Origin of the sequence: Rhodococcus sp. IEGM1339, assembly GCF_050321925.1 — a bacterium.
Lineage (GTDB): Bacteria > Actinomycetota > Actinomycetes > Mycobacteriales > Mycobacteriaceae > Rhodococcus > Rhodococcus pyridinivorans.
This window is the reverse complement of the sequence record NZ_JBNQFT010000005.1, coordinates 110,815-125,829: the sequence shown is the minus strand read 5'-3', so window position 1 is coordinate 125,829 and position 15,015 is coordinate 110,815. Positions and strand designations below refer to the sequence as shown.

Genomic DNA, 15,015 nt, shown 5'->3' with positions numbered 1-15,015 from the left:
GCACGAGCACGGGCACGGCGGAGAAGCCTCAGGCCGCCAGCTCGGAGATGACCCGCACGGCGTGCTCGAGGGCGTAGTCCGGATCGGCCGCGGCTCCCTTGACGTCGGCGTTGAGCGCAGCGACCACCGTGAGTGCGGTCCCGATCGACGCCGGCGCCCACGTGCGCGCCTGCGCCTGCGCCTTCTTCACCTTCCACGGCGGCATACCCAGCGACGACGCGAGGGAGAACGGGTCGCCGCGACCGGCCGAGCCGACCCGGGCGATCGTGTGCACGGCGTCGGCGAGAGCATCTGCGAGCAGCACGTGGGCGACACCGCGGTGCATCGCCCACCGTAGCGCTTCGAGCGCACCGGCCGTATCGCCGGCCACGGCCTTCTCGGCTACGTCGAATCCCGACACCTCGGCCTTGCCCGAGTAGTAGCGTCGCACGGCCGCAGCATCGATCTTGCCGCCGGTGTCGGCCACGAGCTGGCTGCACGCCGCAGCGAGTTCGCGCAGGTCGGAACCCACCGCCTCGATGACGAGCTGTTCGACATCGCCCGAGACTCGCACCCCCGCAGCCTGGAACTCCTTGTGGACGAACGTCCGCACCCACGCCGCCTTCTCCCCCGCCTTCGCAGGAGCGGCACACATGTGCTCCTCGGCGCCGCGCTTGCGCAGCGCGGGCACCATCGCCTTGGTGCGTCCCCCGCCGCTGTGGAGGATCACCAGTGTCACGCCCGGAGGCGGATCGCCCGCGACATCGAGGATCAGCGCCGCGGCGTCCTTCCCGGCGTCGGCGGTGGATTCGAGGATCACGATGCGTTCTTCCGCGAACAGCGACGGACTCAGCAGCTCGGCGAGTTCGGGTACGCCCGCGTCGCCGGCGCGGAGCCTGGAGACGGGGAGATCGCCGGGAGTTTCGCTGCGCGTACGGACATCGGACACGATCTTCGCGACGGCACGGTCGACGAGCAGTTCTTCCTCACCGAGGATCAGATGCAGGGACGCGTCGCTCACGGTTCGATCGTGCCACGCACGTCCGACACCACCGCGAGCGCCCCGGAGGCGGCACGGAGCACTGCAACGTCGCCGTGCAGGTCGGTCCGCAGGACCCGCGCCCCGATTCCGGTCAGGGTGGAGACGATCTCGGGATGGGGATGCCCGAACAGGTTGTCTCGCCCGGCGCTGACGAGGGCGACGCTCGGCCGCACAGCGGTGAGGAAGCGTGCGGGTGTGGTGCGCGAGCCGTGGTGCGGCACCTTCAACACGTCCGCACGCACGTCGGTGCCCGACCGCACGAGTGCGTCGAGCGCGGCCTCCTCCGCGTCTCCCGGCAACAGGACCCGGCCCACGACGGTGTCGACCGCCAGGACGAGCGAGTTGTCGTTCTCGGAACCGCCTGTCCGTCGCCCGGCCGGGCCCAGCACCCGGATGTCGAGATCGCCCGCACGCAGGGTCGCACCGGCACCCGCTTCCCGCACCACGACACCGACCCCGGTCGCCGCGTCGAGCACACCCGCCGCGTCGTCACCGGCAGCACCCGGCCCGACCACGACCATCTCGACCGAGCGCCCGGTGAGGACACCGCGGATCCCACCCGCGTGGTCGGCGTGCAGGTGTGACACGACGAGCAGTGCGATACGGCGAATCCTCAACCGGCGCAGGCACCGATCGACGGGTTCCGGTTCGGGTCCGGTGTCGACGACGACCGCGCGCCCGTCCCCCGTCGCCAGCACCAGCGCATCGCCCTGACCGACATCGCATGCGACGAGTACCCATTCGGCTCCGGGCCAGCCCGGTCGCAGCATCCGCACCGGCAGCCACACCGCCGCGACGGCCACCGCAATCACGAGAGCCGTGATCCGCACCCGCCGGTGACGAGCCACCGACCACGCCACCGCGACCAGCACCGCCGCGACCACTGCCCCCACCGGCCCGTCCGGCACCTCGAGCTCGGCCGACGGCAACGATGCCGCCCGGTCAGCCACCGTGATCAGCCACCACAGGAACGGCCCGGTGCCGCGCGCGAGCACCTCCCCAACCCACGGGACGACGGAGGCGCCCACCGCGACCAGCGAACCGAGGACCGTCAGCGGCGCAAGTACCGGGGCGACGAGGACATTGGCCGCGACCGACACGACACTCACGGTCCCGCTCACCGCCGCGACGAGAGGTGCGGTCGCTACGAACGCGACCAGCGACATTGCCGCGACCTCCGCGATGGGACGCGGCCACCCGCGATCCACCAGCCGGGTCACGACAGGTGGCGCGGCGACGATCAGTGCCGCCGTCGCGGACACCGACAGCGCGAACCCGACGTCGACGGCGAGGTCGGGCAGGAGTACGAGCAGTACGCCCACCGCGGTGCACAGGGCGGGAAGTGCCTGTCGCTCACGACCCGTCACGAATGCCAGCAACCCGATCGATCCCATCGCGGCCGCGCGCACCACACTCGCCGACGGACGGACCACGACGACGAAGGCGACGAGAGCCGTCGCGGCGAGGATGGTCCCGGAACGCGGTCCGAGTCCTACCGCGCGCACGAGGAGCAGTACCGCTCCGAGGACGATGCTGACGTTGGCTCCGGACACGGCCGTCAAATGCGTCAGTCCGGCCACCCGGAAGTCCTCCCGCACCTCGTCGGTCAGCGCCGTGGTGTCGCCCACCACGAGACCGGGCAGCAGGCCGGCCCGATCGGCGGGAAGCACCGCGGAACCCACCTGCGCGAGCCGGTCACGTACCGTGCCAGCCCATCGCTGCCACACCGGGGGCGGGCCGACGACCGTGGGTGCGTTCTCCGCGTGGAGCACCGCCACCGTGGTGCCCGGCCCGGTGTGCGGCGCCGCCCGCACGCGTGCGGTGACCGACTGCCCGGGCAGGAGATCTCCCCACGAGTCGGCCGGTGCGAACACCACCACCGATCCCCCGGTCTCCATGGATCGCCCACCGACCATCACGTGCTCGAGCCGGGCCGGGATGCGTACCCGGGGTGTGTCGTCGAAGGCCGCAGCCCGGATGTGCCGCGGGTCGTCGGTGGGGAGGAGGACGACGCCGGCCCACGCTCCCCTTTCCGCTGCGGAGGCGATCGGGTGCTGGTCGGCGGCCCACATCCGTAGACCGGCGGCCGGCCCGAATCCCGCGACGACGGCCAGCGCGGCGAGGAGGATCCGCGCACCTCCGCGTGGGATGCGACCGGTCGCGACGAGACGGACCGTCACGGCGCACCCGACGACGGCCGCGACCGCCACGGCGGTGACGATCCGCCATCCCGTGTACAACCCGAGAAGTGTCACGGCCCACGCGGCCAGCGCGCACGGCACCAGCCGGGCATCGAGAACCGTTGCGGCGTCGGACCCGTCGTTCCGTCCGGTCACACCGTCACCAGTTCACGCAGCCTCGCGAGTCGCGCCGGTCCGATCCCGTCGACCTCACCGAGTTGTTCGACGTCCGTGAACGGTCCGTTGGTGTCGCGCCACGAGACGATCGCCGCTGCCGTGACGGGACCGACGCCCGGCAGCGCGTCGAGCGCGGTCTCGTCGGCGGTGTTGAGATCCACCGGCCCGCTTGCCTCCGGTGGAGCATCGCCCGGTGTCTGCGCCCCGACGATTCCACTGGCCTGCGGAACAGGTTGGGGCGGGGCGATTCCCACGACGATCTGATCACCGTCGGCGACCCGCCGGGCCAGATTCAGGCCGATGAGGTCGGCGCCGTCGACGGCACCACCGGCAGCGTCGAGCGCGTCGGCCACACGGGATCCCGCCGGCAGCCGCACGAGCCCGGGGCGTATCACCGCACCCACGACGCTGACGACGAAATCGGCGGAATCCGGTTGTGCCGTGTCCGTCTCCCTCGCGGCGGACGGCTCTGCCGTGTCCACGACTTCGACTCTCGGCAGCGGCGGTACCGGTTCGGGGACCGGCCGGTCGCGCCACACGACGACGAGTGCCACTGCGGCGGCGAGTACTCCGATCGCGGCGAGTGCAGCGGTTCCCCGTCGTCCGGTGTCCCATCGCGCTGCGGTCAGCCGATCGACGAATCGTACCCGGCCGGGACCGCTGTGGAGGGGTTCGTCGCCGTCGTCCGGATCCGCCCAGGGGTGGTCGTTAGCCGACCTGTCGTCGGTCCAGGGCGGTTCCGCGGGCATCGCCGAGGAACGCGTGATCGCGCCGAGGCGGGTGCGCGCGAGATCACGGTGGTCACTGCTCGCCATGCCGCGACGCTAACCGCGGCCGCGACCGCCGGATTCGGTGTCGGCGCCGATTCGGCCTGGGTTGTGGATGACCCGCACCCCTGTGGATGAATGCCCGGATGGGGCCTCCACCGGCATCATCCGGGCCGGGAGGTGGTGTAGGTGGTCAGTCCTCGGAGACACCGGTCGCCGCGGAGGCGACGACCACACCGACCGCACCCGGCCCGACGTGCGCGCCGAGAACCGCGTCGAGTTCGGACACGACGATCTCGGTGCCTTCCGGAAGGCGCTGTGCGAGCTGATCGACGAGGCTGCGCGCCCGCTCGGGTGCCCCACGGTGGTGCACCGCGACGAGCGGTTCGTCGCCCACATCGGTCGCGGCTCCGTCGACGAGCTTGGCCATCGCCTTGGTCATCGTGCGGGTCTTCTCCCGCAGGACGAGCTTGCCGTCGGAGATGTGCAGCACGGGCTTCATCGCGAGCGCGGTACCCAACAGCGCTGTGGCCGTGCCGATCCGGCCACCGCGACGGAGGTGGTCGAGCCGGTCGACGACGAGCAGGGTCCGGGCGGACGCCGCGACCTCCACGGCCCGCTCGTACACCCGGGCCAGGTCTTCTCCGGCCCGTGCGGCGCGCACCGCTTCGAGGACGGCGAAACCCGAACCCATGGCGGTGTTCCGCGAATCGACGAGCCGGATCCGGTCGCCCAGCGATTCGGCGGCGTGCCGAGCTGCGTCCCATGTCCCGGACAGCACCCGCGAGAGGTGCACGGCTACGACGCCGTCTCCTCCACTGTCCTCGAGCGCCTCGGTATAGGCGTCGGTCAGTTCTGCGGGAGACGGACCGGAGGTCGTCACGCTCGACAGGTCCTCCGGCAACTCGTCGACGCCCTCGCGGAGGTCGCGTCCGCCCGCGATGATGTGCAGTGGCACAACACGGATGTCGTACCGACGGACCAGTTCAGGGTCGATACAACTCGACGAATCTGTGACGACGACGACGGACACGACGCCTACCGTAGGCCCTCCACCGGGACTTCCGCATCCCGATGCACGATCCGGACCGCGTCGCCGACAGCGGCGGCGACACGGCGGTGTCCTTCCCAACCCCAGTGGATCCCGTCGGGATTGGCGTCGTCGGAGAAGACGTTCTCCCGCACCGCTTCGGCGAGATCGACGAGGGGAACCGACTTCTCGGCCGCCCAGCGGGTGATCGCGCGTGCCGCGGGGAGCCGGCCGGCATGCACCGACCGGTACTGCTCGCTGCGGTGCACCGACGGCATGGTGCCGATGACGGGCAGATCGGGGCGCATGTATGCCAATGCGTCCCTGATCGTTTCGAGGTACTCGACGCTGACCCGGGGTGGGAGCGCCACCGGTCGCCCGAGCGGTGACAGTCGCGGCTGCAACCACCCGTAGGCGTTACGCGCCGCGCGACGCAGGGCCGGCGGGCGGATGTAGCGCAGGCCCTCCCGCAGTGCGGTGGGCAGCGGGGACGGGAGGGTGTCCATCCCGCCCACGGCCAGGACGACGGCTCCGGCGTGCGGGATCGCGGCCCACACCCGCGGGTCCTGGGTCATGGCCCACCACGCGTCGCGTGTGGTCCACCCGATCCGGGCGACGAGTTCGACGTCCCATCCGAGTTCGGCCGCGACCAGGTTGGGCCAGATCTGCGGATGGTCGGCGGGCAGGCCGCCCTTCGGGCCGTAGTAGCTCAGGGAGTCACCGATCACCAGCAGGACCGGGCGCTGCGGGGCGGCGTCGGTTCCGATCGGCGTGGGTTCAGAGGACGTCATCGGGCGCCACCGTGGCCGACGCGTTCCAGACGTCGAGGCGCCAGGACGGCACCTCGCCGTATCCGCTGAGCTGCACCCAGCCGGTGTTCCCGAGACCGCCGAGGACGGACCACCGATCGACGGGCAGGTCGAGCAGGGCGGCGGTGAGCGCGGCGATCAGACCCCCGTGTGCGACCAGCACGATGGGCCGATCGCTCCAGTCCTCGTACTTGTCGAGCAGTTCGCCGACGACGGCCATGCTGCGCCGCGCGACGTCGATCCGGTTCTCGCCACCCGGCGGTGCCCAGGTCGCGTCGGCGCGCCACGCGCTGCGCGCGCCCGGGGCCACGGCGTCGACCTCGGTGTGGGTCAGGCCCTGCCATTCGCCGAGATGCGTCTCGCGCAGCCGCGTGTCGATCGCGACCGGCAGCCCGATGCGATCGCCGAGCGCGGTCGCCGTGTCGTAGGCGCGGCGCAGATCGGACGAGACGACGGCGAGCGGATCGAACCGGGCGATCGCGTCGGCGACGGCGAGCGCCTGCTGCCGGCCGAGCTCGGAGAGGTCGGTGTCGAGTTGGCCCTGCATCCGCCGCGTGGCGTTGTACTCGGTCTGGCCGTGGCGCAGCAGCACCAGCTGCCGCACCCGCGGGCTCTGCGAACCCTCCTCCGGACGACTCACACGTCCTCCGGCGAGTCGGCGGCGTCGATCGCCGAACGGGGGCCACCCACACCGTCGACCTCGATGGTCGGGCAGTCCTTCCACAGGCGGTCGAGGGCATAGAAGTTGCGCTCGTCCTCGTGCTGGATGTGCACCACGACGTCGACGTAGTCGAGCAACGTCCACCGTCCCTCGCGGGTGCCCTCGCGGCGGACGGGCTTGTGGCCGGCCTCGCGCAGCTTCTCCTCGACGTTGTCGACGATGGCGTTGACCTGACGCTCGTTGGGTGCGGACGCGATGACGAAGCAATCGGTGATCACCAGTTGCTCGGACACGTCGAGCACCACGACGTCGGTGGCGAGTTTCTCGTCGGCGGCCAGGGCTGCGATTCGGGCCATCTCCGTGGCTTCTGCCGTTGCGCTCACTGCGTGCTCTTTCTCTCGATGGTGCCGGGGGTGTTTCCGTCGAACACCGGGACGGGATCTCCGTGGTGCGTATTCGTGCGGTAGAGCCGGCGTTTGCTGATGTACTGCACCACTCCGTCGGGGACCAGATACCAGACGGGACGGTTCTCGCGGGCCCTCCTGCGGCAGTCCGTGGAGGAGATCGCCAGTGCCGGGATCTCCACCAGGCTCACCGCCTCGGCCGGGAGTTCGTCCAGATGCGGTGCCAGGTGTTCGGCGTGAAGGTCGTATCCGGGCCGGGACACCCCGACGAAGCGGGCGAGGTCGAACAGGGTCTGCCAGTCCTGCCAGGACAGGATCGATCCCAGTGCGTCCGCGCCGGTGATGAAGTACAGATCCGCGTCGGGATACTGCTCGCTGAGATCGCGCAGGGTGTCGACGGTGTAGGTGGGTTTGCGTCGATCGATGTCGACGCGGCTGACGGAGAACCGCGGGTTGGATGCGGTCGCGATCACCGTCATCAGGTAACGGTCCTCGGCGGGGCTGACGTCGCGTCCGGTCTTCTGCCAGGGTTGCCCGGTGGGCACGAAGATCACTTCGTCCAGGTCGAAGCTCGCGGCGACCTCGCTGGCCGCCACGAGGTGTCCGTGGTGGATCGGGTCGAACGTTCCACCCATGACGCCCAGGCGGCGCCTGGGGGCCGAGGGCCGATCCGTTGGCTGATGCACGGTTGTCCAGCTTACGGGTTCACACGGGGAGCAGACTCGCCACCACCGTTGCGAGCTGCTGCGCCGACCGGCACTCGTGCATCGTGACGACCTCGCTGTAGACCCTGGCGGCCGAATCCCCCGAACCCCATTGTCCCTTCGGCTCGGGATTGAGCCAGTGCGCGTGCCGTGCGACGGACACGAGATGTTCGAGGACTTCGAGGTTCGGATTGCGGTAGTTCGTGCGGCCGTCGCCGAGGATCAGCAGCGAGCTGCGGCTGGTGAGGGCGTGGGCGTGGTTCTCGGCGAAGCCGCCGAGGGCGTGTCCGTAGTCGGAGTGACCGTCGTAGGTGATCAGCTCCGCTTCCTTCAGCATCCGCGACATGGACTCGCCCAGATCGGACCCTGCGGCGAAATGATGGGTGACCTCGTCGGCGGTGTCGATGAACGCGAACACGCGCACGCGGGAGAACTGTTCGCGCAGGGCGTGCACGAGCAGCAACGTGAAGTGCGAGAAGCCGGCGACGGAGCCGGAGACGTCGCAGAGCACGACGAGCTCGGGACGCGCCGGACGGGGCTTGCGGTTGACCAGGTCGATGGGCACGCCACCGGTCGACATGGACTTGCGCAGTGTGCGCCGCAGGTCGATGGCGCCGGCACGAGCGCGCCGGCGGCGCGCCGCGAGACGGCTCGCAAGCAGACGCGCGAGCGGCATGACGCTGCGGCGCAGGGCGACGAGTTCCGCGTCGGACGCGCGCAGGAAGTCGACCTCCTCGGCAAGCTTGGGCACCCCGTACTTCTCGACGCGTTCGCGGCCGAGCTGCTCGGCGGTGCGTCGCCGGGTCTCCCGTTCGACCATCGCCCGGAAATCGGCGATGCGCTGGGCGGCGGTGCGCCGCGCGACCTCGCTCTCGTAGGCGGCGTCGTCGCGTTCCTCGCGGGTGCTGTTGCCGAGCAGTCCCTCGAGGATCTTCGTGAGCAGGGTGTCCGGGGAGACGTCGCGAAGCGCCTGATAGGCCGAGAAGGACGGGCCGTTCGACGACGCATACTGGCCGAGTTCCTCGACGATCGCGGAGACGAGCATCTCGGAGGCCTCGAGTGCCTCCGGCGACTCGTCGGACAGCAGCTCGGCGATGAGATCGCGTAGGGCCTCGAAGTCGACCTCCCCCGTGGGGGTGCGTGGGATGCTCGCCTGAGGGTCGGTGGCCTCGCGGCGTCCGATCGCGGGCGGGAACCACAGATCGAACAGGGCGTCGAAGGTCGGCCGGTGTGTGGACCGGCGGAGCAGGGTGCACGCGAGGCCTTCGCGGAGGGCCTCCCGATCGAGGAGATCGAGCACCGTCATGACCCGTCCGGCGTCGACCGTCTCGGACGGCCCGACCGCGATGCCGCGACGGCGCAGCGCCTCGACGAATCCGACCAGGTGCCCGGGCAGTCCGTGGGGTGCCGGGGGCGCCTCGGATCCGGGAAGGTGCGCGGCGGCCATGTCAGTTCAACCGGAGCTCGGCGGCAGCGCGGATCTGGTCGGACTGGTGCTTGAGGATCACGCCGAGCGTGCTGCGCAGCGCGGTGTCGTCGAGGGTGTCGAGTCCTAGTGCGAGCAGGGTGCGACCCCAGTCGATCGTCTCGGCCACCGACGGCACCTTCTTGAGCTGCATGCCGCGGAGCACGCGGACCGTGCGTACGAGTTGGTCGGCGAGCGCGTCGGGCAGATCGGGGACCCGGCTGGCGAGGATGCGTCGTTCGAGGTCGGCGTCGGGGAAGTCCAGGTGCAGGAACAGGCACCGGCGCTTGAGCGCTTCGGACAACTCGCGGGTGGCGTTCGAGGTGAGCACCGCGAACGGCTTGCGGGTGGCCCGGATGGTGCCGAGTTCGGGCACCGTGACCGCGAAGTCACTGAGCACCTCGAGCAGCAGGCCTTCGATCTCCACGTCGGCCTTGTCGACCTCGTCGACGAGCAGCACGGTCGGATCCTCGCGGCGGATCGCGGTGAGCAGCGGCCGCGACAGCAGGAACTCCTCGGAGAAGACGTCTTCCTTGGTGCGGTCCCACGACTCGCCCGCCGCGGCGGTCGCCCCTGCCGACTGGATGCGCAGGATCTGCTTGGCGTGGTTCCACTCGTACAGTGCGCGGGACTCGTCGACGCCCTCGTAGCACTGCAAGCGCACGAGTTCGGCCTCGGAGGTCTCGGCGACGGCGCGGGCAAGTTCGGTCTTGCCCACGCCCGCGGGTCCCTCGATCAGCAACGGCTTGCCGAGGCGATCGGCGAGGAACACCGCGGTCGCGGTGGACTTGTCGGCGAGATAACCGGTACCGGCCAGACGATCGACGACGTCCTGGACGTCCGCGAAGATCGGCGGGGTGGTGGGCAGCGCACGATCCACACTGGTTCCTTTCGTCGGGCCGGTCTCGATCAGGCGGGACGGGTGTGGCCGTCGCCCCACACCACCCACTTCGTCGACGTCAGTTCGGGCAGACCCATCGGGCCGCGAGCGTGCAGCTTCTGGGTGGAGATGCCGATCTCCGCGCCGAATCCGAACTGCTCGCCGTCCGTGAACGCCGTCGAAGCGTTGACCATAACGGCTGCGGCGTCCACGCGCGTCGTGAACTCCCGAGCCGCGGCGAGGTCCGAGGTGACGATCGCCTCGGTGTGGCCGGTGCCGTAACGGTCGATGTGATCGACGGCCGCGTCGAGGTCGTCGACCACCGCGAGGGCGACGTCGAGCGAGAGGTACTCGTCGGACCAGTCCTGGTCGGTCGCGGGCACGAGGCCGGGCAGGTCGCCGTGGACCGTCACGCTGTGTTGCTGGAATGCCTGCAGGAGCTTCGGGACGGCGGTGTCGGCGATCGCCTCGTCGACGAGGATCGTCTCGGCGGTGTTGCACACGCTGGGCCGGCGGGTCTTCGCGTTGATCACGATCTTCTCCGCCATCTCCAGATCGGCCGCGGAGTGGACGTAGACGTGGCAGTTGCCGGTGCCCGTCTCGATCGTGGGGACGGTCGCGTCGCGCACCACCGCGGCGATCAGACCGGCGCCACCGCGCGGGATCACGACGTCGACCAGGCCTCGGGCCTGGATCAGATGCGTGACCGACGAGCGGTCGGCGCTCGGCAGCAGCTGCACGGCATCGGCGGGGATGCCCCGGCTCTCGAGCGAGGCGCGCAGCACCTCGACGAGCGCGGCGTTGGAGCGGGCCGCGGACGACGAGCCGCGCAGCAGCGCGGCGTTGCCGGACTTCAGGGCGAGACCGAATGCGTCGACCGTGACGTTGGGCCGTGCTTCGTAGACCATGCCGACCACGCCGAGCGGGACGCGCACCTGGCGCAGCTCGAGACCGTTCGGCAGCGTCGAGCCGCGGACGACGCCGCCGATCGGGTCGGGCAGTCCGGCCACCTGGCGCAGGCCGGCGGCGATCCCGTCGATCCGGGCAGAGGTCAGGCGCAGCCGGTCGAGGATGGCCTCTTCGGTGCCACCGGCGCGGGCGGCCTCGATGTCCTCCGCGTTCGCGGCGAGGACGGTGTCGGCGGCGGCGAGCAGAGCGTCGGCCGCGGCGTGCAGAGCCGCGTCCTTCTCGATGGTGGTGAGCAACGCGAGACGACGGGAGGCCACGCGGGCGCGACGCGCGGCTTCGTGGACGGCCTCACGGGTGTCCGTGCCGGCGTCGGTCGCAGCTGAGTCGGGGGTCACGGCAGTCATGTATCCAGCCTAGTCGGATCCTCGCGGAAGCCGACAGGCCGTGTGCCGTCAGCGCAGGCCGGTGCCCCGCGCCAGCGCCGTCTCCACCAGGATCGACAGCAGCTCGGCATACTCCACTCCGGTGGCGTCCCACATCCGCGGGTACATCGAGATGGAGGTGAATCCGGGCATCGTGTTGATCTCGTTGATCACCGGTCCGTCCTCGGTGACGAAGAAGTCGACGCGGGACAGGCCGTGGCAGTCGAGGGCGCGGAACGCCCGGACCGCGAGTTCGCGGATCCGGTCGGAGGTCTCTTCGTCGAGCTTGGCCGGGACGTCGAACTCGCAGACGTCGTCGAGGTACTTCGTGTCGAAGTCGTAGAACGCCTCGTGGTCGCCGGAGGTGTCGGGCATGCGGATCTCGGCGACGACACTCGCGCGGACGTCGCCGTCCGGGAACTCGAGCACGCCGCACTCCACCTCGCGGCCGATGATCGCGGACTCGACGATGACCTTGGGGTCGTGCTGCCGGGCCTTCGCGACGGCGTCGTCGAAGGCGGCCCAGTCGGCCACGCGACTGATGCCGATGGACGATCCGCCGCGGGCGGGCTTGACGAAGACGGGCAGGCCGAGGCGGGTCTTCTGCTCCTCGGTGAGGGTCGCGGTGCCGGGACGCAGGACGATCTGGAAGCCGACGGGCAGGCCTTCGGCCGCGAGCAGTTTCTTGGTGAACTCCTTGTCCATCCCGGCGGCGCTGGCAAGAACCCCGGGACCGACGTACGGGATGTCCGCGAGTTCGAGCAGACCCTGGATGGTGCCGTCCTCGCCGTAGGCGCCGTGCAGGACGGGGAACACCACGTCGACCGAGGCGAGCACCCGGCCGTAGGAGCCCTCGTCGAGGGCGACGATGTCGCCACCGCGGGTCGGATCCGCGGTGAGGACGAGATCGGAGCCGTCGCCTGCGACGACGGGCAGTTCGCGACCGGCCGCGGCGAGGCCGGCCGGGTCCGCGTCGCCGAGGACCCATGCGCCCTCGGGAGTGATGCCGATGGGCACGACCTCGTACTTCTCCGGATCCAGGTTGCGCAGGATGCTCCCTGCCGAGATGCAGGAGACGGAATGTTCGTTGCTGCGACCACCGAAGACGACGGCCACCCGGGTTCGGGGCATACTCACGTGTCGAACCGTACCGGGTGGCGATCTCCGCGTGTCGAGCGAGTCCTACGCGGGTGGGGCCGGACACCCTGCTATGTCTCCGCGGGCTCCGGTCTCCCTCGGTGGAGGGTCGTCTCCTTCAGCGCCGCGTCGAGATCGGCGAGCAGATCCGCGGTGTCCTCGATTCCGCACGACAACCGGACGAATCCCTCCGGCACCGCATCGCCCCATCGTGCGCGACGATCCGCTGTCGTGTGGATACCGCCGAAGCTGGTGGCGGGTGCGACGAGCGTGGCCGCGCGGACGAAGCGGTGCACCTCGTCGCGGCCGGGTAGCCGGAAGGTGACGAGGGGGCCGAAGCGGCTCATCTGGCCGGCCGCCACGGCGTGGGCGGGGTCGCCGGCGAGTCCGGGATAGCGGACGTCCGTGACAGCGGCGTGCTCGAGCAGCATCCCGGCGACGGCGAGCGCGTTGGCGCACTGCCGTTCGAAGCGCAGTCCGGCGGTGCCGAGGCTGCGGTGCGCGAGCCAGGTCTCGAAGGGTCCCAGCACGGTTCCCGACAACAGTCGTTCCCGGTCGATCGCGGGCAGCAGTTCGGGATCGGCGACGGCGATGTATCCGAACAGCAGGTCACTGTGTCCGCTGAGCGATTTCGTCCCGCTGGCCACCACGACGTCGGCGCCGAGGTCGAGGGGCAGCTGGCCCAGGGGTGTGGCGGTGGTGTTGTCGACGAGCAGGAGCGCGTCGGAGACGTGGCACGCGGTCGCGATCGCGCGCAGGTCGACAGTGTCGAGGCCTGGATTCGACGGGGTCTCGACCAGTACGACGGAATTGTCGGGAGCGGTCACCAGAACGTCGGTCAGGGTGCCGTCACCGAACTCCGCGACCGACATCTCGACGACCTTCACTCCGTGCGGCGCCAGGAATTCCTGCGCGTACGCGCGCACCTGGTAGTAACCGTCGGAGGGGACGACGACCGTGCCGCCCGGGGCCACGAGGGATCGCAGGGCGACCGTGATCGCCGACATTCCCGAGCCGACGACGCGGGCGGCCGAGGCGTGCTCGAGGTCGGCGAGCGCCGATTCGAGTGCGCGCCAGCCGGGATTCGAGGCCCGCGCATAGGTGTCGACGTCGTCGCGCTCGTCCTCCCCGAGGAGATACGGCGCCGCGAAGACCGGTCCCGCCTGCAGCGGGGAGCCCGGAACACCCTCGTGTGCAACTGCCTTCACACAGCGAGTCGAATCGCCCGTCATGCCACTCATTCCGGCTTGATCCGGCGTCCGAGCAGCTGCCCGATCGCGTCCTGCACCGACATGCCTTCGTGGCACACGCGGTGCACGGCGTCGGTGAGCGGCATCTCGACGTCGTAACTCGCTGCGAGGGCGCGGACCGAGGTGCACGACTTGACCCCTTCGGCCACCTGACCGTGGGTGGCCTCCTGCGCGCTCTCGAGGGACTCACCGCGGCCGAGTCGTTCGCCGAACGAACGGTTGCGGGACAACGGGGACGTACATGTGGCGACAAGATCGCCGACACCGGCGAGACCGGCGAGCGTGGCCGGCTTGGCCCCGAGGGCGGTTCCGAGCCGGGTGATCTCGGCGAGACCGCGGGTGATGATGCTCGCGACGGTGTTCTCACCGAGCCCGACCCCGGCGGCCATGCCGCACGCGAGGGCAATGACGTTCTTGCAGGCGCCGCCGACCTCGCAGCCGATGACGTCGGAGTTCGTGTACGGACGGAAATATTTTGTTGCGCAGGATTTCTGGATCTCCATGGCGCGGGTGGAATCGGGGCACGCGATGACGGTCGCGGCCGGTTGCCCCTCGGCGATCTCACGGGCGAGGTTGGGGCCGGACAGCACGGCGATGCGATTCTGCTCGGCGCCGGTGACCTGACCGATCAGCTGACTCATGCGCATCAGGGTGCCGCTCTCGATTCCCTTGGCGAGACTGAGAAGTGTCGCGTCCGGTCCGATATCTGCCTTCCACTCCTCGAGATTGGTACGCAGGGTCTGACTCGGGACGGCGAGGACCACGAAATCGGCGCCCTCGAGGGCCACCCGATGATCGGCCGTCGCCTTCAGCGAGTGCGGCAGTTTCACACCGGGTAGATAGTCGGAGTTCTCGTGCCGCTCGGCGATGCCACGCGCCACCTCCTCGCGCCGCGCCCAGATCGTCACGTCCGTTCCGGCGTCGGCCAGCACCTTGGCGTACGCCGTCCCCCACGAACCCGCGCCCAGAACTGCTGCTGTGGTCACGCCATCCTCACTCTCATCCGATGCCCGGCACTCACGCTCGCGATCGGCCTGGAGCGGGCGGTCGCGACCGGTTCGGTCCGGGCGGTCACCACCCACGGTCGCACCCAGTATCGCGCAGGCTCCACCGACACCGCGCCGGGTCGGAGGACGGACCGCACACGACCCGGTCGCACCGGGCGGTCGTGCGGTTCGTCACCTGGCGCGACCGTGCGA

Annotated in this window: 14 protein-coding genes; all 14 read right to left on the bottom strand. The window is 70.4% G+C overall.

The window, feature by feature from the left end; translation table 11 throughout:
• Positions 1-28: 28 nt before the first annotated feature.
• The 14 genes from holA to ACQR3U_RS08535 all read right to left on the bottom strand — a co-directional run bounded on the left by holA (position 29) and on the right by ACQR3U_RS08535 (position 14,802).
• Positions 29-1,000 carry a DNA polymerase III subunit delta gene (gene holA / locus ACQR3U_RS08600; RefSeq protein WP_006554506.1) on the bottom strand — a complete coding sequence of 324 codons (972 nt, stop codon included), beginning with the start codon at positions 998-1,000 and terminating at the stop codon, positions 29-31.
• Positions 997-3,357 carry a DNA internalization-related competence protein ComEC/Rec2 gene (locus tag ACQR3U_RS08595; RefSeq protein ID WP_230810336.1) on the bottom strand — a complete coding sequence of 787 codons (2,361 nt, stop codon included), beginning with the start codon at positions 3,355-3,357 and terminating at the stop codon, positions 997-999. Before ACQR3U_RS08595 ends, holA begins: the two co-directional genes overlap by 4 nt.
• Positions 3,354-4,193 carry a ComEA family DNA-binding protein gene (locus ACQR3U_RS08590; protein WP_230810335.1) on the bottom strand — a complete coding sequence of 280 codons (840 nt, stop codon included), beginning with the start codon at positions 4,191-4,193 and terminating at the stop codon, positions 3,354-3,356. The genes ACQR3U_RS08595 and ACQR3U_RS08590 overlap by 4 nt, the downstream gene beginning before the upstream one ends.
• Before the next feature lie 145 nt (positions 4,194-4,338).
• Positions 4,339-5,178: a DegV family protein gene (locus ACQR3U_RS08585; RefSeq protein WP_230810334.1), complete on the bottom strand. Its 840-nt coding sequence runs from the start codon at positions 5,176-5,178 to the stop codon at positions 4,339-4,341.
• A 5-nt stretch (positions 5,179-5,183) separates the two neighbouring features.
• Positions 5,184-5,966: a diglucosylglycerate octanoyltransferase gene (octT, locus tag ACQR3U_RS08580; RefSeq protein WP_006554509.1), complete on the bottom strand. Its 783-nt coding sequence runs from the start codon at positions 5,964-5,966 to the stop codon at positions 5,184-5,186.
• Entirely contained in the window at positions 5,953-6,531 is a 579-nt protein-coding gene (locus tag ACQR3U_RS08575; RefSeq protein ID WP_230810365.1) for a histidine phosphatase family protein, read from the bottom strand. The genes octT and ACQR3U_RS08575 overlap by 14 nt, the downstream gene beginning before the upstream one ends.
• Before the next feature lie 89 nt (positions 6,532-6,620).
• Positions 6,621-7,028 carry a ribosome silencing factor gene (rsfS, locus tag ACQR3U_RS08570; RefSeq protein WP_024101369.1) on the bottom strand — a complete coding sequence of 136 codons (408 nt, stop codon included), beginning with the start codon at positions 7,026-7,028 and terminating at the stop codon, positions 6,621-6,623.
• Entirely contained in the window at positions 7,025-7,735 is a 711-nt protein-coding gene (gene nadD, locus ACQR3U_RS08565; protein WP_269572341.1) for a nicotinate-nucleotide adenylyltransferase, read from the bottom strand. Before nadD ends, rsfS begins: the two co-directional genes overlap by 4 nt.
• Positions 7,736-7,754: 19 nt before the next feature.
• Positions 7,755-9,200: a vWA domain-containing protein gene (locus tag ACQR3U_RS08560; protein WP_024101370.1), complete on the bottom strand. Its 1,446-nt coding sequence runs from the start codon at positions 9,198-9,200 to the stop codon at positions 7,755-7,757.
• Position 9,201: 1 nt separating this feature from the next.
• Entirely contained in the window at positions 9,202-10,098 is an 897-nt protein-coding gene (locus ACQR3U_RS08555; RefSeq protein ID WP_006554514.1) for an AAA family ATPase, read from the bottom strand.
• Positions 10,099-10,127: 29 nt separating this feature from the next.
• The gene (locus ACQR3U_RS08550) at positions 10,128-11,411 is read right to left on the bottom strand and encodes a glutamate-5-semialdehyde dehydrogenase (RefSeq protein ID WP_019288368.1); all 1,284 of its coding nucleotides are present in this window, start codon (positions 11,409-11,411) and stop codon (positions 10,128-10,130) included.
• Between the two features lie 48 nt (positions 11,412-11,459).
• Positions 11,460-12,566, bottom strand: a complete 1,107-nt coding sequence (locus ACQR3U_RS08545; RefSeq protein ID WP_230810333.1) for a D-alanine--D-alanine ligase family protein — start codon at positions 12,564-12,566, stop codon at positions 11,460-11,462.
• Positions 12,567-12,637: 71 nt separating this feature from the next.
• On the bottom strand, positions 12,638-13,798 hold the full coding sequence (locus ACQR3U_RS08540) for a cystathionine gamma-lyase (RefSeq protein ID WP_006554517.1): 1,161 nt from the start codon (positions 13,796-13,798) through the stop codon (positions 12,638-12,640).
• Positions 13,799-13,803: 5 nt separating this feature from the next.
• Positions 13,804-14,802 carry an NAD(P)H-dependent glycerol-3-phosphate dehydrogenase gene (locus ACQR3U_RS08535; RefSeq protein WP_006554518.1) on the bottom strand — a complete coding sequence of 333 codons (999 nt, stop codon included), beginning with the start codon at positions 14,800-14,802 and terminating at the stop codon, positions 13,804-13,806.
• Positions 14,803-15,015: the final 213 nt, after the last annotated feature.

Excerpts from the sequence above, each read along its gene's own strand:
- ACQR3U_RS08590 (WP_230810335.1), bottom strand. The coding sequence starts at position 4,193 with ATGGCGAGCAGTGACCACCGTGATCTCGCGCGCACCCGCCTCGGCGCG.
- octT (WP_006554509.1), bottom strand. The coding sequence starts at position 5,966 with ATGACGTCCTCTGAACCCACGCCGATCGGAACCGACGCCGCCCCGCAG.
- ACQR3U_RS08575 (WP_230810365.1), bottom strand. The coding sequence starts at position 6,531 with ATGCAGGGCCAACTCGACACCGACCTCTCCGAGCTCGGCCGGCAGCAG.
- ACQR3U_RS08560 (WP_024101370.1), bottom strand. The coding sequence starts at position 9,200 with ATGGCCGCCGCGCACCTTCCCGGATCCGAGGCGCCCCCGGCACCCCAC.
- ACQR3U_RS08550 (WP_019288368.1), bottom strand. The coding sequence starts at position 11,411 with ATGACTGCCGTGACCCCCGACTCAGCTGCGACCGACGCCGGCACGGAC.
- ACQR3U_RS08540 (WP_006554517.1), bottom strand. The coding sequence starts at position 13,798 with ATGACGGGCGATTCGACTCGCTGTGTGAAGGCAGTTGCACACGAGGGT.